This window comes from Bacillus tequilensis KCTC 13622 (assembly GCF_000507145.1).
GTDB classification, from domain to species: Bacteria; Bacillota; Bacilli; order Bacillales; family Bacillaceae; genus Bacillus; species Bacillus tequilensis.
In genome coordinates this window covers 469457-496251 of sequence record NZ_AYTO01000034.1, presented here as the reverse complement: position 1 = coordinate 496251, position 26795 = coordinate 469457, and the positions used below count along the sequence as shown (strand labels likewise).

27 protein-coding genes and 1 riboswitch are annotated in these 26795 nt (G+C 42.4%); of the genes, 2 read left to right on the top strand and 25 right to left on the bottom strand.

What is annotated here, in order from left to right:
- Nucleotides 1–11: 11 nt before the first annotated feature.
- From rpsA to V756_RS0114105, 16 genes are all read right to left on the bottom strand, one after another.
- Nucleotides 12–1160: a 30S ribosomal protein S1 gene (gene rpsA, locus V756_RS0114180; RefSeq protein ID WP_024715232.1), complete on the bottom strand. Its 1149-nt coding sequence runs from the start codon at nt 1158–1160 to the stop codon at nt 12–14.
- Between the two features lie 231 nt (nt 1161–1391).
- Entirely contained in the window at nt 1392–2066 is a 675-nt protein-coding gene (cmk, locus tag V756_RS0114175; RefSeq protein ID WP_024715231.1) for a (d)CMP kinase, read from the bottom strand.
- 78 nt (nt 2067–2144) lie between these two features.
- Complete coding sequence (locus tag V756_RS01000000122425; RefSeq protein ID WP_032682111.1) at nt 2145–2321, bottom strand: YpfB family protein; 177 nt, start codon at nt 2319–2321, stop codon at nt 2145–2147.
- Nucleotides 2322–2365: 44 nt separating this feature from the next.
- The gene (dgrA, locus tag V756_RS0114165; RefSeq protein WP_024715230.1) at nt 2366–3022 is read right to left on the bottom strand and encodes a cyclic di-GMP receptor DgrA; all 657 of its coding nucleotides are present in this window, start codon (nt 3020–3022) and stop codon (nt 2366–2368) included.
- A 91-nt stretch (nt 3023–3113) separates the two neighbouring features.
- Entirely contained in the window at nt 3114–4466 is a 1353-nt protein-coding gene (gene ypeB / locus V756_RS0114160) for a germination protein YpeB (protein ID WP_024715229.1), read from the bottom strand.
- 37 nt (nt 4467–4503) lie between these two features.
- On the bottom strand, nt 4504–5460 hold the full coding sequence (gene sleB, locus V756_RS0114155; RefSeq protein WP_024715228.1) for a spore cortex-lytic enzyme: 957 nt from the start codon (nt 5458–5460) through the stop codon (nt 4504–4506).
- Between the two features lie 152 nt (nt 5461–5612).
- On the bottom strand, nt 5613–6269 hold the full coding sequence (gene prsW / locus V756_RS0114150) for a glutamic-type intramembrane protease PrsW (protein ID WP_024715227.1): 657 nt from the start codon (nt 6267–6269) through the stop codon (nt 5613–5615).
- Nucleotides 6270–6388: 119 nt separating this feature from the next.
- Nucleotides 6389–7363 carry a YpdA family putative bacillithiol disulfide reductase gene (locus tag V756_RS0114145; RefSeq protein WP_024715226.1) on the bottom strand — a complete coding sequence of 325 codons (975 nt, stop codon included), beginning with the start codon at nt 7361–7363 and terminating at the stop codon, nt 6389–6391.
- A 109-nt stretch (nt 7364–7472) separates the two neighbouring features.
- On the bottom strand, nt 7473–8747 hold the full coding sequence (gudB, locus tag V756_RS0114140) for an NAD-specific glutamate dehydrogenase (protein WP_024715225.1): 1275 nt from the start codon (nt 8745–8747) through the stop codon (nt 7473–7475).
- Nucleotides 8748–8904: 157 nt separating this feature from the next.
- On the bottom strand, nt 8905–9489 hold the full coding sequence (locus tag V756_RS0114135; RefSeq protein ID WP_024715224.1) for a genetic competence negative regulator: 585 nt from the start codon (nt 9487–9489) through the stop codon (nt 8905–8907).
- 158 nt (nt 9490–9647) lie between these two features.
- Nucleotides 9648–10427 (bottom strand): metallophosphoesterase, encoded by a 780-nt coding sequence (locus tag V756_RS0114130; RefSeq protein ID WP_024715223.1) that lies wholly within the window; start codon nt 10425–10427, stop codon nt 9648–9650.
- Between the two features lie 86 nt (nt 10428–10513).
- A complete protein-coding gene (locus V756_RS0114125; protein ID WP_024715222.1) occupies nt 10514–10957 on the bottom strand; it encodes a YpbF family protein in 444 nt (147 codons plus the stop codon).
- A 61-nt stretch (nt 10958–11018) separates the two neighbouring features.
- Nucleotides 11019–11747, bottom strand: coding sequence for a LysM peptidoglycan-binding domain-containing protein (locus V756_RS0114120; RefSeq protein ID WP_024715221.1), 729 nt, complete (start codon nt 11745–11747; stop codon nt 11019–11021).
- Nucleotides 11698–12300, bottom strand: coding sequence for a CPBP family intramembrane glutamic endopeptidase (locus V756_RS0114115; RefSeq protein WP_024715220.1), 603 nt, complete (start codon nt 12298–12300; stop codon nt 11698–11700). The genes V756_RS0114120 and V756_RS0114115 overlap by 50 nt, the downstream gene beginning before the upstream one ends.
- A 26-nt stretch (nt 12301–12326) precedes the next feature.
- A complete protein-coding gene (locus V756_RS0114110) occupies nt 12327–13817 on the bottom strand; it encodes a RecQ family ATP-dependent DNA helicase (protein ID WP_024715219.1) in 1491 nt (496 codons plus the stop codon).
- Nucleotides 13810–14868 (bottom strand): YpbB family protein, encoded by a 1059-nt coding sequence (locus tag V756_RS0114105; RefSeq protein ID WP_024715218.1) that lies wholly within the window; start codon nt 14866–14868, stop codon nt 13810–13812. The genes V756_RS0114110 and V756_RS0114105 overlap by 8 nt, the downstream gene beginning before the upstream one ends.
- Nucleotides 14869–15133: 265 nt before the next feature.
- Here V756_RS0114105 and V756_RS0114100 point away from each other — a divergent pair, with 265 nt between their 5' ends.
- A complete protein-coding gene (locus tag V756_RS0114100) occupies nt 15134–15382 on the top strand; it encodes a ferredoxin (RefSeq protein ID WP_003225461.1) in 249 nt (82 codons plus the stop codon).
- A 38-nt stretch (nt 15383–15420) separates the two neighbouring features.
- On the opposite strand, the gene fmnP is transcribed toward V756_RS0114100, so the two are convergent.
- On the bottom strand, nt 15421–15993 hold the full coding sequence (gene fmnP / locus V756_RS0114095) for a riboflavin transporter FmnP (protein WP_024715217.1): 573 nt from the start codon (nt 15991–15993) through the stop codon (nt 15421–15423).
- A 152-nt stretch (nt 15994–16145) separates the two neighbouring features.
- A riboswitch (FMN riboswitch) is annotated at nt 16146–16280 on the bottom strand.
- A 203-nt stretch (nt 16281–16483) separates the two neighbouring features.
- Between fmnP and serA the strand changes: the two genes are divergently transcribed.
- A complete protein-coding gene (gene serA / locus V756_RS0114085; RefSeq protein WP_024715215.1) occupies nt 16484–18061 on the top strand; it encodes a phosphoglycerate dehydrogenase in 1578 nt (525 codons plus the stop codon).
- Nucleotides 18062–18106: 45 nt separating this feature from the next.
- On the opposite strand, the gene aroD is transcribed toward serA, so the two are convergent.
- The 8 genes from aroD to resA form a co-directional block, all read right to left on the bottom strand.
- Nucleotides 18107–18874, bottom strand: a complete 768-nt coding sequence (gene aroD, locus V756_RS0114080) for a type I 3-dehydroquinate dehydratase (protein WP_024715214.1) — start codon at nt 18872–18874, stop codon at nt 18107–18109.
- Nucleotides 18875–18985: 111 nt separating this feature from the next.
- Entirely contained in the window at nt 18986–20092 is a 1107-nt protein-coding gene (locus V756_RS0114075) for an RsiX family anti-sigma factor (protein ID WP_032682109.1), read from the bottom strand.
- Nucleotides 20028–20612, bottom strand: a complete 585-nt coding sequence (gene sigX, locus V756_RS0114070; protein ID WP_024715212.1) for an RNA polymerase sigma factor SigX — start codon at nt 20610–20612, stop codon at nt 20028–20030. The genes V756_RS0114075 and sigX overlap by 65 nt, the downstream gene beginning before the upstream one ends.
- A 205-nt stretch (nt 20613–20817) precedes the next feature.
- A complete protein-coding gene (gene resE / locus V756_RS0114065) occupies nt 20818–22587 on the bottom strand; it encodes a sensor histidine kinase ResE (protein WP_024715211.1) in 1770 nt (589 codons plus the stop codon).
- On the bottom strand, nt 22584–23306 hold the full coding sequence (gene resD / locus V756_RS0114060) for a DNA-binding response regulator ResD (RefSeq protein ID WP_024715210.1): 723 nt from the start codon (nt 23304–23306) through the stop codon (nt 22584–22586). Before resD ends, resE begins: the two co-directional genes overlap by 4 nt.
- 80 nt (nt 23307–23386) lie before the next feature.
- Nucleotides 23387–24562 (bottom strand): cytochrome c biogenesis protein ResC, encoded by a 1176-nt coding sequence (gene resC, locus V756_RS0114055; protein WP_024715209.1) that lies wholly within the window; start codon nt 24560–24562, stop codon nt 23387–23389.
- Between the two features lie 19 nt (nt 24563–24581).
- On the bottom strand, nt 24582–26210 hold the full coding sequence (resB, locus tag V756_RS0114050; protein ID WP_024715208.1) for a cytochrome c biogenesis protein ResB: 1629 nt from the start codon (nt 26208–26210) through the stop codon (nt 24582–24584).
- The gene (gene resA / locus V756_RS0114045; RefSeq protein WP_024715207.1) at nt 26207–26746 is read right to left on the bottom strand and encodes a thiol-disulfide oxidoreductase ResA; all 540 of its coding nucleotides are present in this window, start codon (nt 26744–26746) and stop codon (nt 26207–26209) included. The genes resB and resA overlap by 4 nt, the downstream gene beginning before the upstream one ends.
- Nucleotides 26747–26795 lie beyond the last annotated feature (49 nt).

Below are 26795 nucleotides of genomic sequence, written 5' to 3'. Positions count from 1 at the left end.
TTTATCACCAATTATTTTAGTTTATTCAGCTTATCTCCGATCAGATCTCCAAGCTGGAAGCCAGTGCTAGTTTCTTCTTTCGCCTGATATTGACGGTAATCCTCCTGATCGGCTTTAGGTGCTTCTTCAAGTTCACGCATGCTTAATGAGATGCGTTCCTCATTTTCATTCACATCAAGAACCTTCACTTTTACGGTCTGCCCTTCTTCAAGGACTTCATGCGGCGTGCCGATGTGTTTATTGGAAATTTGAGAAATATGAACGAGACCTTCAACACCCGGAAGGATTTCTACAAAAGCACCGAAGCTAACGAGACGCTGCACTGTTCCTTCAAGCACATCACCCGATTTCACTTTCTCGCCGATTTGGCTCCACGGTCCAGGCAGTGTATCTTTGATCGATAAAGAGATACGTTCATTATCACGGTCAACCGATAACACTTTCACTTTTACTTCTTGTCCCTCTTCAACAACATCTGACGGCTTTTCCACATGAGAGTGGGAAAGCTGTGAAATGTGTACAAGTCCGTCGATACCGCCGATATCAACAAACGCACCAAAATCAGTCAGGCGCTGCACTTTGCCATCAAGCACACTTCCAGCTTCAAGAGACTGAAGAAGTTCTTGTTTTTTATTCGCTTGTTCACTTTCAACAACTGCACGATGTGAAAGGATTACGCGGTTTTTGTCACGGTCAAGCTCTACAACGAGCAGAGACAGTGTTTTTCCTTTATAGTCAGTAAAATCTTCAACGAAATGCGCTTCGACAAGTGATGCCGGAATAAAACCGCGAACGCCGATATCAACGACAAGGCCGCCTTTCACGACATCTTTCACTTCAGCTTCAAACACTTCTTTTGTTTCAAATTTTTTCTCAAGGTCTTCCCAAGCGCGGTCTGCATCAACAGCACGTTTAGATAAAATCAAAGCATCGTCTTCCACTTTTGTTACTTTCAGGTCAAGCTCGTCGTCTACTTTTACAACATCCGATGCTTTCTCTACATGAAGACTTGATAATTCACTGATTGGAATAATGCCGGACTGTTTGACATTGATAATTTCAACATCCACATGCTTGTCTTCTACCTTTGTCACAATCCCTTTCACTACATCTCCAACCTCTGGTACTTGAACATCAATTTGATTCATTTCCTCTGTCATTTGAATAACCTCCTTGGTCCAAACCTACACAGCTTAATTAAAACGGTTTGAAAGCTGAACATTAAACTGTCCGCTTTTTAGCCGAATATGTATTAAAGAATCATCCAAAAGAGTTTTTTGAATGATCAATAAAAAGTTTTATTAGTATTAACTTCTAATAAAAGGACAGGTTTGTCAAGCAATAACATTCTTTCTTCGTTGAAAAATTCAAAAAAAGTGGCATTCGTCTAATCAGCGGGACTTTTGCTCCACTGCCTCGAGGATTTTATCAGCCACCTCTTGAATGGAAAGGGACGTCGTGTCGATCTCAAGAGCATCTTCTGCTTTACGAAGCGGTGATACTTCTCGTTCTGAATCAAGCTTGTCTCTTCTTGCAATTTCCTCGATCAATGTTTCATAGTTGACGTCGTAGCCTTTTTTGACGTTTTCTTCATAACGGCGTTTCGCTCTCTCTTCAACAGATGCCAAAAGAAAAATCTTCACTTCTGCATTCGGAAGCACGTGAGTTCCGATGTCACGCCCGTCCATGACGACACCGCCTTTTTCCCCAAGCTGCTGCTGGCGTTTCACCATTTCTTCTCTGACGCTTCTGTGCTTGGCCGCAATTGAAACTTGGTTGCTGACTTCATCTGTTCTGATCGCTTCAGTCACATCAGCACCGTTAACGAGCACTTTTTGTCCTTCTTTTGTTGTAATCAGTTCAATGTTTGTCCGCTTAAGCAGTTCAGCCAGTTTTTCTTCATTTGTCAGATCAACGGTTTCTTGTAAGGCTGCGTACGTGATTGCCCGATACATTGCTCCCGTATCAATATATATGTACGATTTTTTCTCAGCCACAATTTTAGCAACGGTGCTTTTCCCCGCAGCTGCCGGGCCGTCGATTGCAATCGATAATTTCTTTTCCATAATTCCTCTCCTTGCTCTTTTCTCCTCTATGGATTGTATCATGAACTTTATGAAAAAGGGTGAAAAATTGATGAATAATTAATGTTTGAAGGTTTCAATCCTGTTGCTCTCTTCCATTTTATCCACCCCTTCATATTGAATCACTTTTGATACATAAGGTTCAATATGCTGATAGTGAAAAAGAACCTGGACACCAAGTAAAATGATGGCCTGAATGAATAATATTTTAACAAGCAGCCGTTCAAATGTTTTCATCGGAGCACCTCCATCATAAATAGTATGGAAGTGTTTGCCGATGTTTATTCCATCCGGGCCTTTCTTCTCTTATTTAATTGGCGCCGGATGCAATATTGAAGCAAAAACTGCTGGTCACTTGCTGAGATCGCCGTATACTCTAGCGTCATTTTACGTTTTCCTGATTTGGGGTCGTCAAAGATTCGTCTGACAACCGATTCTGTTTCTATTTCGCGTGTGCGTTCCTCTTCAGCAGAAAGATTGATGATGAGACGCAATGATTCACCGGATTGAAAAGACTGGCCTTCAGCTAAAATCACGGCGATGCCGCCTGCGCTGATATTATAGGAAAGCGTGCGAAACTCTTTTGTATTTGCCGGCTGAATATGAACATCCAATACTGCATCAGTTCTTACATACTGGCGGCGCTGGATTCGTTTCATTTTTTCACGGGGAGGCACTTCTAGACAAATCATTTGAAGTTTGCCCTTCACTTTGCCTTTTATACGGCTTGTAAAGCGGTAAGGAACTTCGTCTTTGCCCACAAACTCCACTGTTACTTCCATATCGTTATGTAAAATCACCGTTCGTCCTGTAACAATATCGACAGGATACGCGATCAAAAGCTCATCGTTTTCGACGCTGACTGCCTTGCTCTTTGCTTTTTTCAATTCATTTTCTTCTATATATTCTAAAATTACATTTTCTCCAATTTCTATCATTGACTTCACTCTTTCGTATTCAAATACTCACTTTTTTATTAAAGCACGTAATGAAAAAAAGGAAAAGACATTTAGTCCTTTCCTCCTGTTTTTATAGGTCTTTATATACAGGTTCGGCGTTTTTTAGTTTTTCAACCTTTTCCTCCGAACCATCATTAGCATTTATATACATTCTAAATGTATCATTTTCAATTGTTCCGAGCATCTCATAGCACAGCACTTCTTGGCCAAGTTCATTTGTAATCAAAGCGAGCCTTGTTTCTCTCACTTGTACATTTTTATTTAATTTAGATTTCGCTTGCGCTTCTGTAATAGCCGGCTTAGATATATCTCTTTTTCTGTGGGATGTTAGGAAGTCTCTTGCTGAAAAGCCGACAACCTCACCGTCATCCAAGGCCACTTTCATGCGGATTGCCTCCGGGTACATCCGGATTTTGTTTTCAACAGGAACATATGAAAATACGCCGATTTTATCATATTGGGCACTTTCATCAATTTCCAAATCATCTGTTTCAAAACCGTTTTTCTTTAAAAAGGCAAGTGCGCGGTTCGATCCGTCATTCAGACTGATTTTCTGATCTTTCACTTCTCTGTTTTGAATTAAATATACCGGATGCCCGCCCTTTTTCGTAATATCCATATAAATCGCTGCGTTATGGTCTGGGTCTTTCATGCTGATGCTGTATACGTCACGATTTGTTTTTTTTCCGCTCTTTACCACTTTAATTGAATAATTATCATCTGGGGCAAAGCGCTCAGCAATTTGTTTTGCTTCTTGTTCGGAAATTTGTTTTCCTTTCAGGTGGCTGAAGCCCTTTTCTTCTTTTTTCGTGCTGGTGAAGCTTGGGCCTAGATCAGTTCCGGTGGAGAATGCACCGACATTTTTTTCGACCGTTTTAAAGCTGTTGATAATTGTATTATCACTTTGTTTTTCGTCAGAAGCCAGCGCCATCTCTACGTCCATCCATCGAAGGTTTTTGCTCATGACAAGGTGCTGAACATGACGCAATTCATTTTGGATATCTTCGGACTGCTGATATAGCTTATTCAGTGATGTATATTCTTTTTGATCAAGCGGCTTTTGGTCCAAGTCTCTGACAGATGTTTTATAGCTGAAATCGCCGATCTTTGATAATAGCTCTTCCGTTTTATTAAACGGCATTAATGTTAGCGGAAGCTGACTGACACTGTTATGTGCTTCAGATGTAAGCCTCCACACATCGATCAATGCAGGCGACAGTGATTTTTGGCTGTTCATTGCAAGTGTTGTTCCAATTTTGTCATGAAGCTGATCCATCTGAAAGGTAAGCTCATGAAACGCCCGCTGATAGTTATTTTCAGCATGAAGAAGAACTGCGTCTTTTTCCTGGTGTTCTTTGTATCCCCAGTAGCCTGTACCGACAATTGCAATACCAAGCACGGCAATTAAAATTCCTCTGATCATTTATCACACCTCTTTTTATGCTTTCTCATTATTTCTGCTACTCACAGAAAATGTGTTTACCAATTCTTTTAATCTGCGGGCGCCCCCAAATCCACGGACTTGTAGCCGTATCCGGGTTAAAGTAGTACAGCGCTTCCTCTGATGGATCCCAGCCATTGATCGCATCCAGCACTGCTTTTCTGGCCGTTGCATTCGGCTGCATGTAAATTTGCCCGTCTGCTACTGCTGTGAAGGCAAGCGGCTCAAAAATAACCCCCGCCACAGAATTCGGAAATAACGGGCTGTTCATTCGGTTCAAAATGACTGCTGCAATGGCGACCTGCCCTTCATACGGCTCGCCTCGCGCTTCGCCATAAACCGCTTGTGAAAGCAGCCTGATATCGTTGTTGGAAAATCCGCCAGGCATGTTAGCAGCGACCGCATCCTGCTTTCTTGTTTTTGCAGGTGTATTGTTTTGCTGTTGATTGTTTTGTTTTTGATTGTTTTGCTGTTTATTGTTTTGCTGTTGATTCGCTTTAGGCTGCTGCGCTATTTTTTCCGCTGGCTGTTTCTGACGCGCTTCTGCTTGCTGCCTTGCTTTTTGTGTTGCTGCTTTTGATGGTTTCGTCTGATACTTGAGCGGAATTTTCCCGTAATGCGTGAATGTGTTTCCTTTATTGAGTTGTTCCATAACATATTCACGATAATATTTAGATTTACATATTAAGGTTTGCTTTGTTTTAGCCCCAACAAGGCCGTCAATCTCTTTTAGCCCGAATTGATCCTGAAAATTTCGAACTGCCCAGTACGTTCCCCATCCATAAACCCCGTCAATTTTTCCGTTATAATATCCATTGTATTGAAGACGCGCCTGGAGCTCGACCACATCGTCTCCCGTTGCCCCTCTTTGAATGACCTGATTCGAAAAGGCAGAGATGGTTTCAGTATTGATAAACGTCGTTATTATAAAGGAAAAAAGGATGAAACATGCCATAATCGATCCTTTGGACTTCATCTTTTCAAGCCTCCTACAGCAAATTTTTTAAGTGTAATCGTATTTTCTGTCACGAGGTTATTTTTATACACACTTTCCTTGTTATCCCTCAAAACACAAAATCACTATTGATAAAACAGCACAAAAAAAGCCGCACGGTTTCTGTGCGGCTTCTATACTTGCATCATATTGACGGAACGGGCTTTTTTCGCTTTGCGCAAACCAAACCACCATAAAAATAACATAAATGGAAACATATAATAAATCCAATTACTCAGTGCCATCAGGATAAAATCATACGATCCATGCAACAGAGACGGGACAGCTAAAGAAAGAATAAGCCACTTCACACGCGCCTTCTCAGCGGAAAAACGGGCTTTCCCAAGGTAAAATCCCATAATAACGCCTATTAAGGCATGGCATGAAACAGGCAGGAGCGCCCTGACAAACGCATGCTCCACACCGTGGCCAATTAAGTAAAGAATATTTTCGAGGGTTGCAAAACCGAGCGAAACACTTGCCCCGTATACAATCCCATCATAATGCTCATCAAAGTGGGCGTGCGGGTATACACTGACCATCAGAATAAACCATTTTAGTGATTCCTCCAAAAATCCTGAAGATAGAAAAGAAACGAAAAAGCTTCCGCCTCCCACATTCTCTTTTTCAAGCACGTATTGGATAAACATGATGGGAAATACAAGAACAACCCCTAGAAAAAACGACCGAAGCACCATATGTACAGGTTCATTATCATACTGATCTTTTAAATAAAAGTAACTTAACAGCGCGATGCCGGGAGCAATTCCTGCAGAGATGATTGCAAACATCAGGCAACCTCTTTCCTTTATATTCCTAAGTCTATCCTACCATGTTGCTTACAATTTTACATCTGTCTGAAATAAAAAAACAAAAAGAGCATACGAATTCATCATATGCTCCCCCATCTCTACTGTTTTTCTCTTTTTGCGATTTCTGCAGCGATATGTCCCCCGTGAAATCTGCCGTTTTCAATAAATATTTCATTTGCGTTGTTCCCTGCAGCAATGACCCCGGCAATAAAAATACCTTCAACGTTTGTTTCCATCGTTTCTTCATTGAAAAATGGACGTCCTGTTTCTTTATCAATTTCAACACCCATTTTTTCAAGAAATTGATGGTCGGGATGATAGCCAGTCATGGCAAATACAAAATCATTTTTAATCGTAATGAGTTCCTTCTCACCGGAGCGGAAGACAACTTCGTCTTCGGTGATTTTTTCGACACAGGCACCAAACTCCATACGGATTGTACCATTTCTGACGAGCGATTCAAATTCAGGCAAAATCCACGGCTTAATGCTTGACGAATACTCATTGCCCCTGTATAAAACTGTGACGCGCGCGCCAGATTTCACGAGTTCAAGTGCAGCGTCTACGCTTGAATTTTTCCCGCCGATGACTGCGACATCTTTATCAAAATACGGGTGGCCTTCTTTAAAATAATGAAATACTTTCGGCAAATTCTCACCGGGTACGTTCATATAGTTTGGATGATCATAGTAGCCTGTGGCAATAATGCAATAAGGCGCCGTATAAGTCCCTTTTGATGTCTCTATAACAAATGTATTGTTTTCCGTCTTTGTCACTTTTCGCACCATTTCAAACGCATTTACACGGATGTTTTTCCGTTTGACGACTTCCCGGTAATACGACAACGCCTGAATTCTGACAGGCTTTCTGTTTTCCGTAATAAATGCCACGTCTCCGATTTCAAGCTTTTCACTTGAGCTGAAAAAGGTTTGATGCGTCGGATAATTGTAAATGCTGTTAACGACATTTCCTTTTTCGATGACGAGGGCATCAATGCCAATTTGTTTTAAGTGAATGGCAGCAGATAGTCCGCAAGGCCCTCCGCCTATAATTATTGCTTTTTCTTGAATCATTTCCGTCAACTCCTGCGATTGGCATTTCAATTCATATTTTTCTATTTCCGAATAAAAAAATCTCCTATTTTATCATAGGAGATTTTTTATTTTTATGCAAATCATCAACTTATATCCAGCCTCTAAAACGCGAAGCTTCAGCCATTTTGCGAACGCCGACCATATAAGCAGCGAGTCTCATGTCAATTCTTCGGTTGTTAGCCATCTCATAAATGTTGTTAAATGATTTGACCATCATTTTTTCCAATTTTTCTTCTACTTCTTCTTCACTCCAATAGAAGCCTTGGTTATTCTGAACCCATTCAAAATATGAAACTGTTACGCCGCCGGCACTTGCCAGAACGTCTGGAACAAGTAAAATGTCCCGATCTGAAAGAATTTTCGTTCCTTCAAGCGTTGTTGGGCCGTTTGCCGCTTCAACGACAATTTTAGCTCGTATATTATGGGCATTTTCTTCTGTAATTTGATTTTCAATCGCAGCTGGAACAAGGATATCACAATCCAGTTCCAATAGCTCTTGGTTCGTAATGGTATCGTTGAAAAGCTTTGTTACAGTACCGAAGCTGTCGCGGCGGTCAAGTAAGTAATCGATATCGAGGCCTTCCGGATCATAAAGTCCGCCATACGCATCCGAGATGCCGACAACCTTCGCTCCCGCATCATGCATAAATTTCGCCAAATAGCTTCCCGCGTTTCCAAAGCCTTGGACTACGACACGCGCACCATGAATATCGATGCCTTTTTTCTTAGCCGCTTCTTTAATACAGATAGTGACACCTTTTGCCGTCGCAGATTCTCTTCCGTGAGAACCGCCAAGCACGAGCGGTTTTCCTGTAATAAATCCAGGCGAATTAAATTCATCAATTCTTGAATACTCATCCATCATCCATGCCATGATTTGTGAGTTTGTAAATACATCCGGCGCCGGCACGTCTTTCGTCGGGCCGACAATTTGGCTGATTGCTCTGACATATCCTCTGCTCAGACGCTCCAGCTCTCTAAACGACATATCCCTTGGATCACAAACAATTCCGCCTTTACCACCGCCATATGGAAGATCAATTATGCCGCATTTTAAACTCATCCAAATAGAAAGCGCCTTCACCTCTTTTTCTGTTACGTTCGGGTGAAAACGGATCCCGCCTTTCGTCGGACCGACAGAGTCATTGTGCTGCGCACGATAACCTGTAAAAATCTTTACTGAACCGTCGTCCATACGAACAGGTATTTTTACCGTTAATAATCTCATTGGCTCCTTTAACAATTCGTACACTTCTTCTGGATATCCCAATTTTTCCAGAGCCTTATGTATCACGGTTTGGGTTGATTTTAATACATCAAGTTTGTCCTCTTCTGTATGACCGGTGTTTCGATCGGCTGCCATTTGAGTTAACCTCCTAGAATCTTCTGTTTCTCACATGCTCCCTTTCAGAGAATAGTATACACCTTCATATGATCTGTGCATAGAATAAACGCTATGTTTTTCCATGTTTTTTAACGAAAAAAAACTGCTGTGAAATCAGCAGTTTTCCGTTGCATCCTTATGAAAAATGAGTCTGTATCGTCTCAACGGCATTACCGTCCATAATGAGCTTACCATACTCTTGCAAGCGATAAATCGTTAAAGTTGTCGGATTGCCGTATTCAGCCAGAACCGCCACAACTCCCTCAGCCGTATGTGACCCCAGGTCTTCAAGGCTTAAAAAGTACTGTCCGTTATAGTGGTAGACAGTTCCCCCAGTGATACCGATTCGCTGTAAGCTTTCTGAAAGCTGAATGATATCTTCAAAGGAATGGAATTGATAAATGATGTCCGCACTTTCATCAAGCTTGACTTGCATTTCGATGTAATCATCATCATACTCATCTTCTTCTGAATCGGCGTCTTGATTCTTTGTTACGATCACAACCATCCCTTGTGCTTGGAGAGAATACACTTCCACTGCAATCGGTCCATTCGCTTCAAAGCCGAGCTCTGTGTTCGCTTCATTCATCATATCTTTAAATAACTGGTGGACTTTAAATGAGTCCTTCCAGAGGTCTTCTTTTGTCAATCCTCGGTCTGTCAAATCATCGAGGGTTAAAAAGATTTTGATCTTATTATAATTCAGACGCTCAAGCCGCATAACGTTCCCTCCTGCCTCTACTTGCACACAAATCATATAACACATTATATGAGATGATGAGTCATAGGTTCTTAATTGTTATCAGTTTACACTGACTTCACAAGTAAGACAAGCACAATGCAATTTTTATTGCCTTATGGATTTTTGCTTTTGAAAAGTTACTCTGGCGCGCAAAGAGTCACAATATGTGTTTCCGGTTCAGCGCCTAAACGAAGAGGCACTTTTGTCGTGCCATATCCATTGCTGATGAGATACGCTGCATTTTTAACAATGCCTGTTTTCCCAAGTTCATACGGACCAATTTTCCCAAACCTGATCTGACCGCCGTGGGTGTGTCCGCTGAATATCGCATCAATGCCGTCAGCTTCATCGATTTGTTCGTGAATCTCAGGGTTATGGCAAACCAGAATATTCAGCTGGCTTTTGTCGAGTTCTTTAATGGCTTCCTCATAATGATCCATCTCCATTCTGATATCATCAACCCCAGCGATTGAAACCGTATTTCCGTTGTACGAAAACGGAACTGACTCATTCCTTAAAGAGATGACGCCGTGCGCTTTAAATATGGAATAAAGCTTACGCTGCCTGACTTCATAGTCATTATTCCCCCACACAAATACAACTGGAACCCCGAAATCAGCGAGCCTTTTGATGTTTTCCTCGATTCTCGCACTGGGCACTCCGCCCTCAGCTAAATCACCGCCGATGATAACCAAGTGAGGGGCTTGGCTTCTCGCTTTTTCCAAAAGGTCTTGATCGATAAGACGTTTGTGAATGTCCGAAATAAAAAAAATGGTAAGAGGCGGCTTGCCCTTCATTTTTGATAAAGGAAACGTATGTGTTTTTAAATGGTTGCCTTTTGCAGTTGAATACATTTTTGCCGTCATTGCCGCTGCCGCAACAGTCAGCACACCGGCAATTTTCACTGATAGCTTCATAAAAACTCTCCATTCTTTTTTTAGAACTTATCAATAAGACGGACAATAAAAAAAGACGTTTCTATCGTTTGAGAAAACGTCCGAATTTATTTACTTTCAAAATATAGATTGATGTCATATTTGTGCTTCATCATGTGAAAAACAGACTCTCTCGCCTTCCATTTATCCGGCTGCGGCCAAAGATCAGTGCTTTTCTGAATAATTTCACATCTCAGTTTATGGAAATCACCCTCAGCTTTTTCTTCCTTTTTCTTAAAATAATATGAAGTGCAGTATGCAAAAGCGGTTGCCATCATCCAAAATAAATAAAAGGTATGGCTCAGCATCTCTTGAAGAACGAGCCGAGGCGCCGGGCTTTTGATCATGATCATAAGACAAAATAAGCCCAAACAAATGAGGGAAGTCCATCGCCACCTGCGGCATTGCGCCGCATAATTTTCAAATTTTTGTTTTCGTTTCACCAGCGCTTGCAGCATCTGTTTGGTCGGCGCATCTGTAAACCGATCCAGCTGATTCCATAGGGATTCCATACGCTTCACACCTTGTCCATTTCATTGCTACAATATATGAGCGTAAAATAAAAAAAATGCCCTACTCATCCATTAAGGGGATGTCCAAAACTTGTCCGGTGTAAACATCATTCCCATTCAAATGATTATACGCGCGGATTTTTTCCTCCCCCACTCGGCTTTTATAATATTTCATAGAAATGCGATACAATGTTTCTTTCTTTTGCACAGTGTGTTTGACAACGCGTTTCGGCTCAGGTTGAACCGGCTCAGCCGGCTGCTGTTCTTGGGAAGAGGAAGCAGCCGCGGCGGCTGCTTCCTCCTGATTTACTGAGTCTTCTTTTTCCGCTACAGCAGGCTGTTTCTTATCAGTTGTAGTGTTTGCAGGCCCTTTTGCCTTAGCATCTTCAGACTTTTTTTTTGACTCTTTTTGCAATGCGGTCTCTTTGGTGTTTTTGTCCGTGTCTGCTGTATCTTTTTTGTCCTCTGATTTGGGCAAAATCTCATATTTGCTTTGGCTGCTGTCATAAAACACATCTTCATAATCATCATGATTATCCGGGTGGCTTTTTAGATAAAACAAGGTGACTAAAACAATAACCGGCACAAATACAAATAATACAGCCAGGACAGTGAATAATGGCGTTTTTGTTTTGCCTTGCTTTTTTTTCTGTTCTCTTTGATTTTTCACAGATTGTCTCGTCGGAAGGCTTTCTCCATCATCATCGAAATAATCTTCCGCCGATGCAGCGTTTTGATCTTCATAAAGATTTTGGGCTTTTCTTCTCTCTACTCTTGACATGTTCGTCATGTATATCCCTCCTCACATGTTCAAAACGAATCTGACAGGCAAACACGGCATCAATGATAAAATGCGCCGTCACCGGAACAAATAAATTACCGGTCCATTCATATATCAGACCGAGCAAAAAGCTGATTGCTGTCACCATGATAAACAACAGCCATTTTGACAAATACCGAAAATGAAGAACGGCAAATATTAGGCTGGCCGCCCATAAACCGATATGTGTCTGCAGCACTCCCCTGAATAACATTTCTTCCGCGAAAGCAATCAGAAGCGTTAAAAATATAATATGAGGGATTGACCTCTTACTGAATATTTTTTTATTAATTCCGCCGTCATTATATAAATGAGGCGGGCACCATTTCATCACTGCCAGATCAGCTAAAATAACAATAACCGAAAGAGAAACACCATACCATATGATTCGCATATCGCGAATATCCCAGAGCTTTAGTACGTCTCTTACACCCTCAAAAAAGAACAATCCCGCTCCAGCTGCTACGATGATGACGATAAACTGCGTCAAGTATAACTGCGTCAGCATATCACGGTCAGACATATGCTGAATGAAATCCTTTTGCTGTTTCAGTTCAGCTCACCTACAGTCTGCATGCTGAATATGCGGTGCAATTCCGAACTCCAGCTGTCTAGTGGCGCCATTTTACTCCGTTCTCCTTTTTGTTCATACAAGGACAGTTCAAAACCGCATTGTGAACAGCATGGCTGATTTCCGCCATCAGGCTCGTATGATTCATCAAAATAGCTTAGCAGTGATTCCCTTAAACAGCCGTCACGCTGAAGCAGAAAAGATACGCGGCGCATTTTTTCCATCTTCAGATCCATTCGATATGAAATCTCCTGCTTCATCAGTTCAATGGAGGTTTTTCCCTGCATAAAGAGGTGAATCATCATACGGGCTTGTGTCTCTCCGACACCATACTGCATTACTACGTCACGCAGCCTTCTCTCATCCCGCTCATCTGTCTTTTCAAGCACACGGATCACATTGGCCATGTCTTCAGCTGTGACACTCTCCATTTGAATAATCTGCTCCTGCAATTCAAAATCTCCCGGCGCCCGAAGCAAAATACTAACGCTTGGTTTTCCGTCGCGGCCTGCTCTGCCAATTTCCTGCATAAATGCTTCAGCCGTCTGCGGGAGGTAAAAATGAATCACATATCTGATATCAGGTTTGTCGACACCCATTCCAAACGCATTCGTACAGCATATGACATCAAGCTGGTTATGAATAAACTGCTGCTGAATTAAAATCCTGTCGCCAGACTCCATACCGCCATGATAAAAGTCAGCTCTGCTGCTCGTTTTGCTTTTAATTTCACCTGCTAATTCCTCAGCCCATTTCCGTGTCGGACAATAAACAATTCCCGGCCCTTGCAGGTTTTCAACCAGCTGAATAACCCTATCTATTTTTTCGGACGTATCCGCCGCAGTTTCAACACGAAGTGCGATGTTTGGGCGGTTGACTGAGTTGAGATGCCGTTCGGCGTGCTGCAGTTCCAGCAAGTTCATGACATCTAGCAGCGTATCTTTTGTAGCTGTAGCGGTCAATGCAAGAATCGGCGGGTGCCCAAGTTTTTTTCTCAGCTGTCCGAGCTTTGAATAGTCAGGTCTGAAATCATGCCCCCATTCTGATATACAATGCGCTTCATCAATAACAAATAAGCTGATGGGGACACTTTTCAATTTTTCCAATACATATGGCGACTGCAAAGCCTCAGGGGACAAGTATAAAAATTTATAGCGATGAATATGCTCCAAAACAAATTGTCTTTCCTGCCTGCTAAGCATGCTGTTCAACGCCGCCGCACGCTTTTCTCCCCGTGCTTTCAGCTGCTGTACCTGATCTTCCATTAAAGAAAGCAATGGAGAAACGATTAATACCATCCCGTCAAGCATATAGCCAGGCAGCTGGTAGCAAAGCGATTTTCCTCCCCCAGTCGGGAGCATCGCAATGGTATCCTTCCCGCTGAGTATACTTCTAATAATGTCTTCCTGTCCCTTTTTAAAGGAAGTAAAACCAAAAAACCGGTGTAACGTTTGCTGTAATTTAGTCATATTGCTGCACCTGCTTTGTCAATGCCAGTCTGATTTGAAAGTAGCTGAACTGCTGCTCCAGCCCGTCGCGAATTTGTTTGATTTTGTTCGTTCTCATCCGTTTGGCAAACTCTGCGATTTGGAGCTGCTCTTCCGCTGATACATAGTCGTTAATCATAAACGCAGGCTCATGGAGAGAAATCTCAACAATATGGTCTTCGATCGTCGCTGTTTTCAGCTTTCTGATTTCAGCAATTCGATGTATCGGAATCCCTCGTTTAATCATCTGCCAAGTTTTCCTCGTTGACTCTGTGAGGGCATTATCTACATGCACATCAGAGAGGAGATCCTTTAACAAAGCATCTTCACACTCCGGGAGAGATTGAATAAAATAATGGACCGAAGCCCAAAACATGATGTACACATACCACTCATCATCTTTCAGCGTATCAGCAAGCTGCCTGCTCGTATAACCGATCCTGTCATGCGAGGTTAAGGAGTAGACAAAAATTTGCGCTGCTTTGTCATCAATCTTATACAAATGGGACTCCAGCATGACAAAAAGGCTCCTTGCCATCTCTATATGATCCGAATGCCGGGACAGGTACTTCTTTACCCAGTGAAGTGTTTTATGATCCTTTGTAACAGGGAAATACTGCCGGCTCCCCCGCAGTTTATGAGATAAGACCTGCACAAGCAGTGAAAGCCTTTTCCAGAGCACGCCGGCAGCCTGCTGATAATAAGCGCCGTGACAATGGACGGGCCAAGGCCGCTCACTGAAAGCATGCTTCAAAGCGGCTCTGCCGCTGGCTGTTACTTTGTACGTATCTGTTTCAGACGTCGGATTGAGATATGAATGCTGTTCAAGCTTTTTGAGCGACGCTGAAATATCGCTTCTTGAACATTGTGCTGCCATTCCAAAGTATTTTGCAAGCTGAAATAAGCCGGCATCTTGAATGGTTTGTGACGATCTTTTGCCTTTGAATAGGTGAAAAACAGCGCTTCCCGAACGTTCTCCATTTATTTTGCAAAGGCAATCGAGAGCCATAATATCGAAATAATTTAATGACAACCTATTCACCCACATTCTTCCTGACAAAAATCGTTGATTTGCTCTTTTTATTTTAACAGATTTTAAACAGAAATCGACGTTTAATGTCATCATTAAGGGGGATGTTATGTAGATAACCCCTTATGTGATAAGCATTCTCAATCATTTTTCTGTTGAAATGTGGCAAGAACATCATTACAATAAGTAAGAGGAATAGGTGTTAAATTGATTAACTATAAAGATTGATCCATTTGTTCCACCAAGAACAATCTGGGAGGTTTTATTCATGGCAAAGTACACAATCGTAGACAAAGATACATGTATTGCATGCGGCGCTTGCGGAGCTGCTGCACCAGACATTTACGATTACGATGATGAAGGCATCGCGTTCGTAACGCTTGATGAAAACAAAGGTGTTGTCGAAGTTCCTGAGGTACTGGAAGAAGATATGATTGACGCATTTGAAGGATGCCCTACTGATTCCATCAAAGTGGCGGATGAGCCATTTGAAGGCGACCCGCTTAAATTTGAATAGAAGCAACAAAAAAAGCTCCCCTGCGGGAGCTTTTTTATTTAATGGATTTGCGCGCTTCGCTGCTGCTCAATCCACGGCTTAAGCTTGATAAAAATAAGTGAGAATACAACCGTAATGATGATGCCTTTTATCATGTTAAACGGCAGAATACCAGCGACAACCGCAGTTTTCAGCGCGCTGTCTGATAATGCCGGTGAATGTAAAAACCATGTGTAGGCGGGAAGAATCAGAACATAATTTAAAATACTCATCAAGACCGTCATCGCTGCAGTTCCCAGAAGCAGACTGACAGCTAATCCCTTTGCTGAGTTGAGCTTTTTAAATAAGAAAGCGGTCGGCAATATAAAGAGTGATCCTGCGATGAAATTCGCCAATTGCCCTACAGGAACTCCGGCCATGCTTCCCTGAATGATATATTGAAGAACATTTTTTATCGCTTCTACAGCAATACCAGCTAATGGCCCGTAAATCAAAATGGCAATAATAGCGGGCACGTCGCTAAAATCAATTTTTAAATAATCCGGAAGACCCGGAAACGGAAAATTTAACAGCATCAAAACAAATGCAATACTGCTCAGCATACTAATCACAACTAATTTTTTTACTTTCACTTCACTCTCTCCTTTTCGATCATATCTTACTCGAAAACGGAAAGGTTCTTTTCCAGCCAATAAAAAAACCGCTTCATGTATAAAAGCGGGGTTTTGAAAATTAGGCTAGGCAAAGAAACGTTTGAAAATCCAATTTCAAAACGCTTATGAACCTCCATCTTCTCCCATCCAGACTGTACTGTCGGCTCCGGAATCTCACCGAATCCTGCTGTAAAAACAGCTCGCGGGCTTAGAGCCATCGGCTCATCACCGCCGGTAGGGAATTTCACCCTGCCCCGAAGATTGATCTATGAATTTAGTTTCATTATAAACGATAACTGGTTGGCTGTATAGAGAATTGCTTCAAATTATATATAATCCCATAAAGTCGTAAGAATATTGATTTTCAGGCTTTCTTTTATCCTTTACTGCGTCAATACACATTGACACTCTATTGAGAATATGTTAAATTATCAGATATTTAGTTTGCCAATTTAGGAGGAAATCAACGATGTTTCGAGTATTGGTCTCAGACAAAATGAGCAACGACGGCTTGCAGCCACTAATTGAATCAGACTTTATTGAAATCGTTCAAAAAAACGCAGCAGATGCAGAAGATGAATTACATACTTTTGATGCTCTTTTGGTGCGAAGCGCAACAAAAGTAACAGAAGATCTTTTCAAAAAAATGACTTCTTTAAAAATTGTCGGAAGAGCGGGTGTCGGTGTAGATAATATCGATATTGACGAGGCGACTAAACACGGGGTAATTGTGATTAACGCTCCAAACGGCAACACCATTTCGACAGCTGAGCATACATTTGCGATGATCTCTTCTTTAATGAGACACATCCCTCAGGCTAATATCTCAGTGAAATCCAGAGAGTGGAACCGCACAGCTTACGTCGGTTCAGAGCTTTACGGAAAAACGCTTGGGATTGTCGGATTAGGCCGAATCGGAAGCGAAATTGCACAGCGTGCGCGAGCGTTTGGTATGACTGTTCACGTTTTCGATCCGTTCTTAACTGAAGAAAGAGCGAAAAAAATCGGCGTAAACAGCCGTACATTTGAAGAAGTGCTTGAAAGCGCGGATATCATTACCGTTCACACGCCTTTAACAAAAGAAACAAAGGGCTTATTAAATAAAGAAACGATTGCAAAAACGAAAAAAGGCGTTCGCTTAATTAACTGTGCGCGAGGCGGTATTATCGATGAAGCAGCGCTTCTCGAAGCTTTGGACAGCGGGCATGTTGCCGGAGCGGCGCTTGACGTTTTTGAAGTTGAACCGCCAGTTGACAATAAACTCGTTGATCATCCATTAGTCATTGCCACTCCTCACCTCGGGGCATCGACTAAAGAAGCTCAGTTAAATGTCGCAGCCCAAGTGTCAGAAGAAGTTCTGCAGTTCGCAAAAGGTCTTCCTGTGATGTCAGCTATCAACCTTCCTGCCATGACAAAAGATGAATTCGCTAAAATTAAACCTTACCATCAAATCGCAGGGAAAATCGGCAGCCTGGTATCACAATGCATGAAAGAGCCGGTACAGGATGTTGCCATTCAATACGAAGGCACCATTGCCAAACTTGAAACATCGTTCATTACAAAAAGCCTTCTGTCAGGCTTTTTAAAACCGCGCGTTGACTCAACTGTTAACGAGGTCAATGCGGGAGGTGTCGCGAAAGAACGCGGCATCAGCTTCAGTGAAAAAATTTCCTCTTCTGAATCTGGATACGATAACTGCATCAGCGTAAAAGTGACAGGAGACCGCAGCACCTTTACTGTAACGGCTACGTATATTCCTCATTTCGGCGAGCGCATTGTCGAGATCAACGGTTTTAATATCGATTTTTATCCGACGGGTCACTTGGTATATATCCAGCATCAGGATACAACGGGTGTCATCGGCCGAGTTGGACGTATTCTCGGTGATAACGATATTAACATTGCAACCATGCAGGTTGGCCGTAAAGAAAAAGGCGGAGAAGCCATCATGATGCTTTCCTTTGACAGACATCTTGAAGATAAAATTGTGAAAGAACTAACAGATATACCTGATATTGTGTCTGTAAAGCTCATTGATCTTCCCTAACCTCAAAAAAACTCAAGCTTTATAAGCTTGAGTTTTTTTATTGTTCTATTTTCGTGTGTTTTTGTGCAAAACCTCTAAGACATTTCTCAGCTCAGAAACAGGTATTTGACCGGGGGCCGATGCCTCTTCTCCCGCGCCGAACGTACAAGCTGATCCAAAAACCTCACCGCTCAGCCTGCTGACCAGCCCTGTTGCAGCCATTGACATCGTAATGATTGGACGGTCTGCATATTTTGTTTTCATTGTATACGTCGCATCAAGCAGTGTTAAGAGATCTCCTGTATCATTCGGCATGACAGCTATTTTGGGAATATGCGCCCCTAAATTCTGCATTTTCCGAAGTCTCAAAAGAATTTCATCTTTCGCTGGTGTTTTCTCAAAATCATGATTTGACATCACCACATAGACATTGTTTTTTTCCGCCAGCGACACTAACGCTTCCACATTTGCATCTCCTGTAAATAATTCAATGTCAATAAGATCGATGCCTTTTGTTTGGACTGCCGCTTCAAGCAAAGCAATATAAGAGCTTTCGTCCATTTCCATCCTGCCGCCTTCTTTATGCGTTCTGAATGTAAACAAAAACGGCTTGTCCGCTAAAGACTCCCGAAGCTCAAAAATCATCTTTGTGACGGCTTCTCTGTCATTTGCTTTTTCAAATACGTCGACTCGCCACTCGACAATGTCAGGGTTTAATGTTTTTACGGTTTTTGCTTCGTTCAAAATTTGTTTTTCTGTTTTTCCCATCAGCGGAACAATGATTTTCGGCATCCCTTCACCGATGGAAACTCCTTTGATTGTTAGTACGTTCACTCGTCTCAAATCCTTTCAATCGTTACCTTGTTTTATTATACACGCGTCACTTTTTTTTGAAAATTTTTATAATACGAAAAGCAACTAAAAAAGAGCCTCAGAGGGCCCTTTTTAGTTTAAAGTGATCGGATTTGGGGCAGACGGTACCGGAATTGCATCTGATACGTCATATCTGCCGATTTTTTTTGTTCTGGTTTCCGTAAAGGTCACTTCTGTAAAGCCAAACTCTTTTGCTGTTAAAAGAAGGCCCTCCAGCATTAAGATACCGGCAATAGAATCCTCAACTTCTGAGTCTTTTGAGAAGCGGATATATAAGTGTTTCTGTTTCTTCGTTACAGATTGGACAGCACCCGTTTTAATAAGAGGTGCTATACCTTTTTGATTGCTCGATTCCATATTCTTAATGGCTTCTTTTACTGTATGAAATGTTTTTTCTGACGGAACGAGAAGGTCTTGTCCTTCTTTATTTTGGTATAAATAGAAGGCTCTTTTTGACTGTTTGGGAATCGAAATTTCAGTAGAAGTGCCATATGAGCCAATACGAACGCCGCTCTCATTTTCATCAGATAAAAATGTTATTTTTTCAAAAGGACTCCATTCTAAAGATTCTTTCAGCAGTTTTTTTAACAGTGTATCATCTTTTACAGAAAAAGCCGTAATGAGCTGATGAACTCGTACACTTAATTCCTTCTGCTTTGGTTTTTCCTTTACCTCTACTTCATCTATGAAGGACGGAATCGTAATAGCATGATTAATGATCCCCAATTCACTGCTTTCTGACAGCATATCCTGTATCGTTTGGTCTGCGTTTGTTTTTTTGATGCTGATGGGTATAATGGCGGATGTTTCAGCATCAGCAATCGCAACAGTGACGTAATTGTTCCGTTCCTTTTCAGGAACAACAAACGAAGTCTGATCCAGAGATGATGCAGCTTTTGGGCTGTCTGCTGTCTCAGCGTTTGTTACAGCGTTCTCTTGGGACGCTTCTTTTTGTTGAGGTTGTGTCTGATCAAGGAAATGAGGAGAAATAATGAAGGCGATATAAACCGCAATTGCAGCGGCGCACGCGGGGCCAATCCACCTGACAGCGGGCTTTTTTTTGCTACTTGCCATCGTCAGCCGCTTGTAAATATCCTGAGGCGAACGATGGTCTTTAACTGCCGGAAGTTGATTTAACAACTCCTTTATCTGTTCTTCGTTCCATTCTGACTTCATCATCCATTAGCTCCTCCCTCAAAAGCTCCATATGTTTCCGAAGTACTTTGAGTCCCCTGTGTTGGGTCGTTTTCACCTTGCTTTCCGAGAAGCGCAGAGCATTGGCTGTTTCCTGAATTGAATATCCCTGAATAAACCGCAAGATAATCACAGCTCTTTGATCAATCGTGCATTGGTCAAGCGCAGCATAAATTTCCCGGACATTTTCATGTTGAACCGCAAGTTCGTCCGGAAGCAATTCCTGATCTCTGACATCCTGTGTGTCCCAATCAAATGTGCCGAGTATACGCTGTCTGATCGTCTGCTGTTTACGGAACCAGTCAATCGCAACATGGCGCGCGATCGACAAAAGCCATGTTTTTTCACTGCTTCTTCCTTCAAACGTATGATAAGAATTTAATACACGGATATAAACCTCTTGAAGAAGATCTTCTGCCTGGCTTTTATCCTTTACCATATAAAATAAAAATTGGTACAAATCTTGATGATATGTATCATATAATAATTGAAAGGTTTCTTCCATTTGAAACCCCTCCGTTCACTTTTTTGTCGTATGAGTAGCTTGAAAAGTTACATTACAACTATATTACGATAAACTGGAATTTGGAAGGGAATTTATATTAACATATTCTTAAATTTTATTAATATTGGCTTTTTAAAAAAACACCCGCTCAATTGAGCGGGTGTTTCTTATGGAACAAGATTCTTCGGCAAATTCAGACTCCATTTTATCGTTTTGTCGGAATATAAAATGTAAATGTCGTTCCTTTATCGATTCGGCTGTGCACTGTAATTGTTCCGTTGTGCGCTTCCACAATATTTTTAACAATAGCCAGCCCAAGCCCGGTTCCTGCTCTGCCTCTTGTCCGCGCTTTATCTGCCTTATAAAAACGTTCAAAGATAAACGGCAGATCTTCTTCCGGTATACCTGATCCAGAGTCTTTGATATCAATTTTCAATCCATCCTTCACAGAATGGACTGCAATGGAAACACTCCCGCCGGATGAAGTATGCCGCAGCGCGTTATCGATCAAATTGGTAAATACCTGCTCCATCTTGTCTGCATCAAACATAAATTCCTCTTCTGTGAGAGAAATATCTTGATGTAAAGCAATATGTTTTTCTCTCGCAACACCGGAAAATTTCCGAATGATTTTCTCTAAAAATTCATTGACATTGATTTTTTCATAATGCAAGCCTGTATGACCTGATTCCATTCGGGCTAAATCAAGCAAGTCATTGACTAAGCGGCCCATTCGCAGGGATTCGTCATAAATGATTTGCGCAATTTCTTTCCGGTCTTCTTCAGAGCTTGCAATGTCATCAACAATTGCTTCACTATATCCCTGAAGCATGGAGATTGGTGTTCTCAGCTCATGGCTGACATTTGCAATAAAATCCTCCCGCAGCTTATCAAGGCGGCGTTCTTCAGTCATGTCGCGCAGCACGGCAACTGCTCCTCTGACATGAGATTCCGCATAAAGCGGCGACATCAAGAGCACCCATGATCTCCCTTGCAGCGTCATTTCAATCATTTGTTCTTTTTCAGTGCTAACAGCGTTTTGGAACAGCTCTTTTGCTTCAGGCGGCAGGTTATCGCCTTCTTTGATATTCATGTTCTGTTCATAATACCATGCCTGAAGAAAGCGTTCAGCCGGAGGGTTTGTCACAAGGATCGTACCGTCAATATTAATGGTGATGACCCCGTCGGCCATACTGCTCAAAATATTAGAGAGCTGCTCTTTTTCTTGATTGAGCGCATTAATATGAAAATTAAGCTGCCGCCCCATTTGATTAAAAGCGGTTGCCAGTTCACCAATTTCATCCTGGGTTAAAATCGGAATTTTTGTATCGAACTTGCCCTTCGCCAAATCCTGTGCGCCTTCTCTCATTTTTCGAAGCGGGTACGTGACCCTGCTTGATAAAAAGAAAGCGAAAAACGTGGTCAGCACAATCGCAATCCCCGCGGCCAGATAAATATAGCGGGTTGTATGTTTTGTTGTATCTTTAACGGCAAGCAAAGACTGAGATAAAAAGACCATGCCTTTCTTTCCGTCTTTCTCATACGGGACACCTACAATCAGACGTTCATTATCCGTGTCCGTATCGCTCAGCACCGTACGTTTGCTTACTTTTTTATGTTCTTGAAGAGCTTTATTCAAGTCTTTGTCATGCTGTATTTGCTCAACTGTAATGGACGACAGGCGATTTTTATCATTCGGAGAATACCAGTATTTTTTCTCATTCTGAATGATGGCAATGCTTGTTAAGTTATCAGCAAGTTCCCATGTGATTGATCTTGCCAGTGCCTGGTCCTCGTGATCTTCTATGATGACAGCAACTTTATTCGCAAGCTGTGTTAAATCATTCTCAGCTTCTTCCACATGGTAATTTTCAATGAATTCCAGCAAAAGAACCGTTAAAATGAACAATACGATCAAGACGAGTGAAAGGATCGTAAACCACAGCTTGCCTACTACGCTTTTCCAAAATTTCATTCAGCGCCTACCTCAAATTTATAGCCTACACCCCATACGGTGACTATTTTCTTCGCAGCTTCCGGTGATACCTTGTTCAGCTTCTCTCTCAAACGTTTGACGTGAGTGTCCACTGTCCGCAGATCACCAAAAAACTCATACTGCCACACTTCTTTCAGAAGCTTTTCCCGATCATATACTTTGTCTGGTGTTTTCGCTAAGAAGTGAAGAAGCTCATACTCTTTCGGCGTCAGGCTTACTTCAGTTCCGTCAGCCGTTACGCGGTGGGCATCATGGTCAATGGACAGATGTGAAAACACGAGCACATTTTTCGTCGGTGTATTGGCATTGAAATAAGAGGTTTGAGATGCTCTTCTCAAAAGAGCCTTTACCCGCAGCACAACTTCTCTCGGGCTGAACGGCTTGACAATATAATCGTCTGTTCCCGCTTCAAACCCCTGCACCCGGTTTGCTTCTTCTCCTTTTGCAGTCAGCATGATGATTGGCGTCGCTTTTTTTTCTCGAACTTGCCGGCACACTTCAATTCCGTCTGTCCCCGGCATCATCAGATCAAGCAAAATCAAGTCATAATTGGCTTCAAGCCCTTTGGCAATGGCTTCATCACCATTTTCCGCTTCGTCTATGACATAATTTTCACGTTCAAGATACATTCTTAAAAGGCGGCGAATTCTGGCTTCGTCATCAACTACTAATATTTTTGTTTCGTTCGTTTGGTCCATGTTTTCCCCCTGCTTTCCTTCTGTTACTTTCATTTTATCAAATCATGAGAAAGTTTGAGAACTGTGTCGCTTTCAAAGGACTATGCATAAGAATGAAGTCCGGCAAGCACAAGATTTACGAATATTAAATTAAACATAATAATAGCAAAACCGATTACGGCCAGCCATGCTGACTTCTCACCGTGCCAGCCTCTTGACAGTCTTAAATGCAAGTAAGCGGCATAAAACAAAAACGTGATCAGCGCCCATACTTCCTTAGGGTCCCAGCCCCAAAACCTGGTCCACGCGAGCTGAGCCCAAATCATCGCAAAGATCAGCGCGCCGAGCGTAAAGATCGGAAACCCGATGGATACGGCCCTGTACCCAACCTCATCCACCAGATCAAGATTGACGTTTTTCACCAGCGGATGGAATAGAGCGCTGATTCTTTTTCTGATGATCAGACGAAGGGCCCCGTACAAAACAAGACCTGCTCCAAATGACCAAATGACAGTGTTCACCTTTCTGCCTGAGAAAAGAGCGGGAAGCTCAGCAAGCGGCTCCATTCTTCCTTCGGTCAAAAGCTCTCCCTCATGCGGGCCGACAAGCGCAGGCATTTCATACACCATCACGCTTTTTTCTTTATTTTTATCCACCCAGTTAAACTCTGCTTCATAGCCTGCGAGACGAAATGCAGATGTGATCGCAATAAAGGCGACGGTTGTGACCAGGATAAACATAATCCCTTCAAGCCAGAACGTTTTTTTGCTAGGTTTGGTCTGGTCTACATGCTTCAAAAGAAAGATAACACCGGCGACAAAGCTGATAGCAAGTATAGCTTGCCCAAGCGCGGCTGTTGTAACGTGAATATACAGCCAATTGCTTTGCAGCGATGGAATTAAGGGCGATATATCCGTCGGAAACATGCTTGCGTAAGCAATCAGCAATAAAGCGATTGACAGCGTGAACAGGCCTAATGAAGGCAATCTGTAGATAAAATATAGAATAATAAACGCCAAAACAAGCATCATGCCAAAGGCGGTGGTGAATTCAAACATATTGCTGACAGGCGCATGGCCGCTGACAGCCCACCTCGTGATGAAATATCCCAGGTGGCAGAGAAAACCAACAATAGATAGGGTGATCCCGATATTGGCCCACCGGTTTGGCTTGCCCTTTTTATCTTTATTTCCGCGTATGGCCCCGCCAAAAATCGGGACAGCGATTAAATACACAAGAAAGGCCGCATAAAGAAAATTTCCGCTCAGCTCTGCCATGACATCACTCCCTCTTCGCCTATTTCTGTGTTTTCATTAATTCTTTTTGGTCCTCTGGTTCAGTCAGACCGGAATCAGCCAATACAAAGGTTAGATCCTTCTTTAGGCCATACCAGTTTTTATTTGTATGCCCTGCCACTAAGACAGCGCCGTCCTGTGAATGAAGCCAGATTCTTCGGTGCTGCCAGTACATACCCTGAATGACACCGATCATAAAAATGGCTCCGCCGACGGCAAGCACCCAGAGCGTCAGATCCTTTCTGACTGTGAGTCCGGTAATGTTTTTCGTTTCGACATGGTCAAATTTCAGCTTGTATTTATTGCTGCCGGAACCTTCGATTGTTTCTTGAATGGCGACAAAGCTTTTTTCACCCTTCGGTTTGTCGGGTGTTATGATATTAAAGACAAAAGCCGGATTGTTAGGGACCTTTGTTTTCGTGCTCGGCTCTCCGTCCTGATTAAAATAGAAGTCTGGCAGATAGCTGGCGATTTCAACTTTGTAACCGTTACCAAGATCATAAACCGAATCTGGATCCAGAAGGTTGATCTTTAAGCTCCCAAAGGATTTTTTTGTTTTTTTATCGATCAGCTGAAACACCATTTGATCAAGCTGATTCTCTTTATAATCCACCTGGTAAACGGAAAAAGAATCAAAACGCAGCGGCTGATTGACACGGATGTCCTCTTCTGTTACTTTTTTCAGCTTCGGCTTCTCGCCATAAACGATTTTTCCTTCTCTCTTGTAGAGTACGGCATCTGTTTGAAAGTTCTTTGCCACTCTTCCGTCCCCGACTCTGTCAATGGCATCTGCAAATACCTTTTTTTCCGTTTTGCTGTTATAGGTCTCTACGCTGAATTGATTGTTTTTCAAATAATATGTTCCGTCTGTTCCCGGAATTGCGGCGATTTCGCCTTCTCTGACCCAAAGCGTCTCATCGACGTACATGCCAGGCACAAATCTCAGCATCGCACCGATCAGAAAGATAATCAACCCAATGTGGTTGACATATGGTCCCCAGCGGGAAAATCGCCCTTTCTCCGCAAGAATGCTTCCCTCTTTTTCTCTGACTCTATAATGCTTTTTCTTTAAGAGCACAACAATCTTTTCTTTTGCTTCCCCGTTCAGTATCGTACCGGTTTCACTGAACAAGCGCTGCCTTCTTAAAAAAGCAGGGCTCCTTCTGACACCTTGATTTTTTAATGCCCTATATAACGGAATGACCCGGTCGAGGCTGCAAATCACGAGTGAAATGCCAATCGAGGCTATGAGCAGCAAATACCACCAGGAACCATATAAATGATGAAATCCCAGCAAATAATAAAGCTGTCCGAACGTGCCGTACTGCTCTTTGTAATAAGTATCAGCCTGTGCGCCCGGCGGCAAATAGGCTTCTTGGGGGAAAATGGTGCCGAACGCTGATGCGGCAAGGGTGATGACGATAAGCCATATGCCCACCTTGACCGAAGAAAAGAAATTCCAAACTTTATCAATGATTGTCTTATTATAGGTTTGAGAACGTCTCGCGCTTCCGTCATATCTCATATCAGCAAGCGGCGGCTGAGTTTCCTGGAGCGCTCTTCCGCATGATTCACATAGAACGGTTCCGACCGGGTTTACATGTCCGCATTCGCATTTGACTTGCTTCATCCCGAAGTCTCTCCGGGTTTTATCAGATTCATATAATCGTGTATCATGCTTTCAGTCATAGTGCCGGTCACCACCTTGACAACTTTTCCTTCCGGATCGATGAGAAAGGTTGCCGGAAGCAGAGATACGTCATAAGCATCAAGCACTTGACGATCGGTATCCAGAACAACCGGGAAATTGACTCCGTAGGATTTCATAAAATTATGTACTGCTATCTTTGACTCCCCAACATTTACTGCGACAACTTCAACGCCTTGGTCTTTAAAATGCTTATATTGGTTCGCCATATAAGGAAATTCTTTTTTGCACGGTTCACACCATGTTCCCCAGAAATTCAAAAAAACACCTTTTCCTTTTAAGTCACTGAGTTCGATACGTTTCCCATTCGTATCCTCCAGAACAAAATTCGGTGCGGCGGACCCTTCGGATATACTCTCTTTGCCGGCAAATACAGCATTGTAAACGGTATAGCCAAGTGCGCAGATTAAAACGAGAAGGATGCCGGTCCGAATGAATAAACGCCTTTTTTTCTTCATTGTCCACTGCCCCCTTCCCCCTATTGCAGATCCATTCAATTATATCATT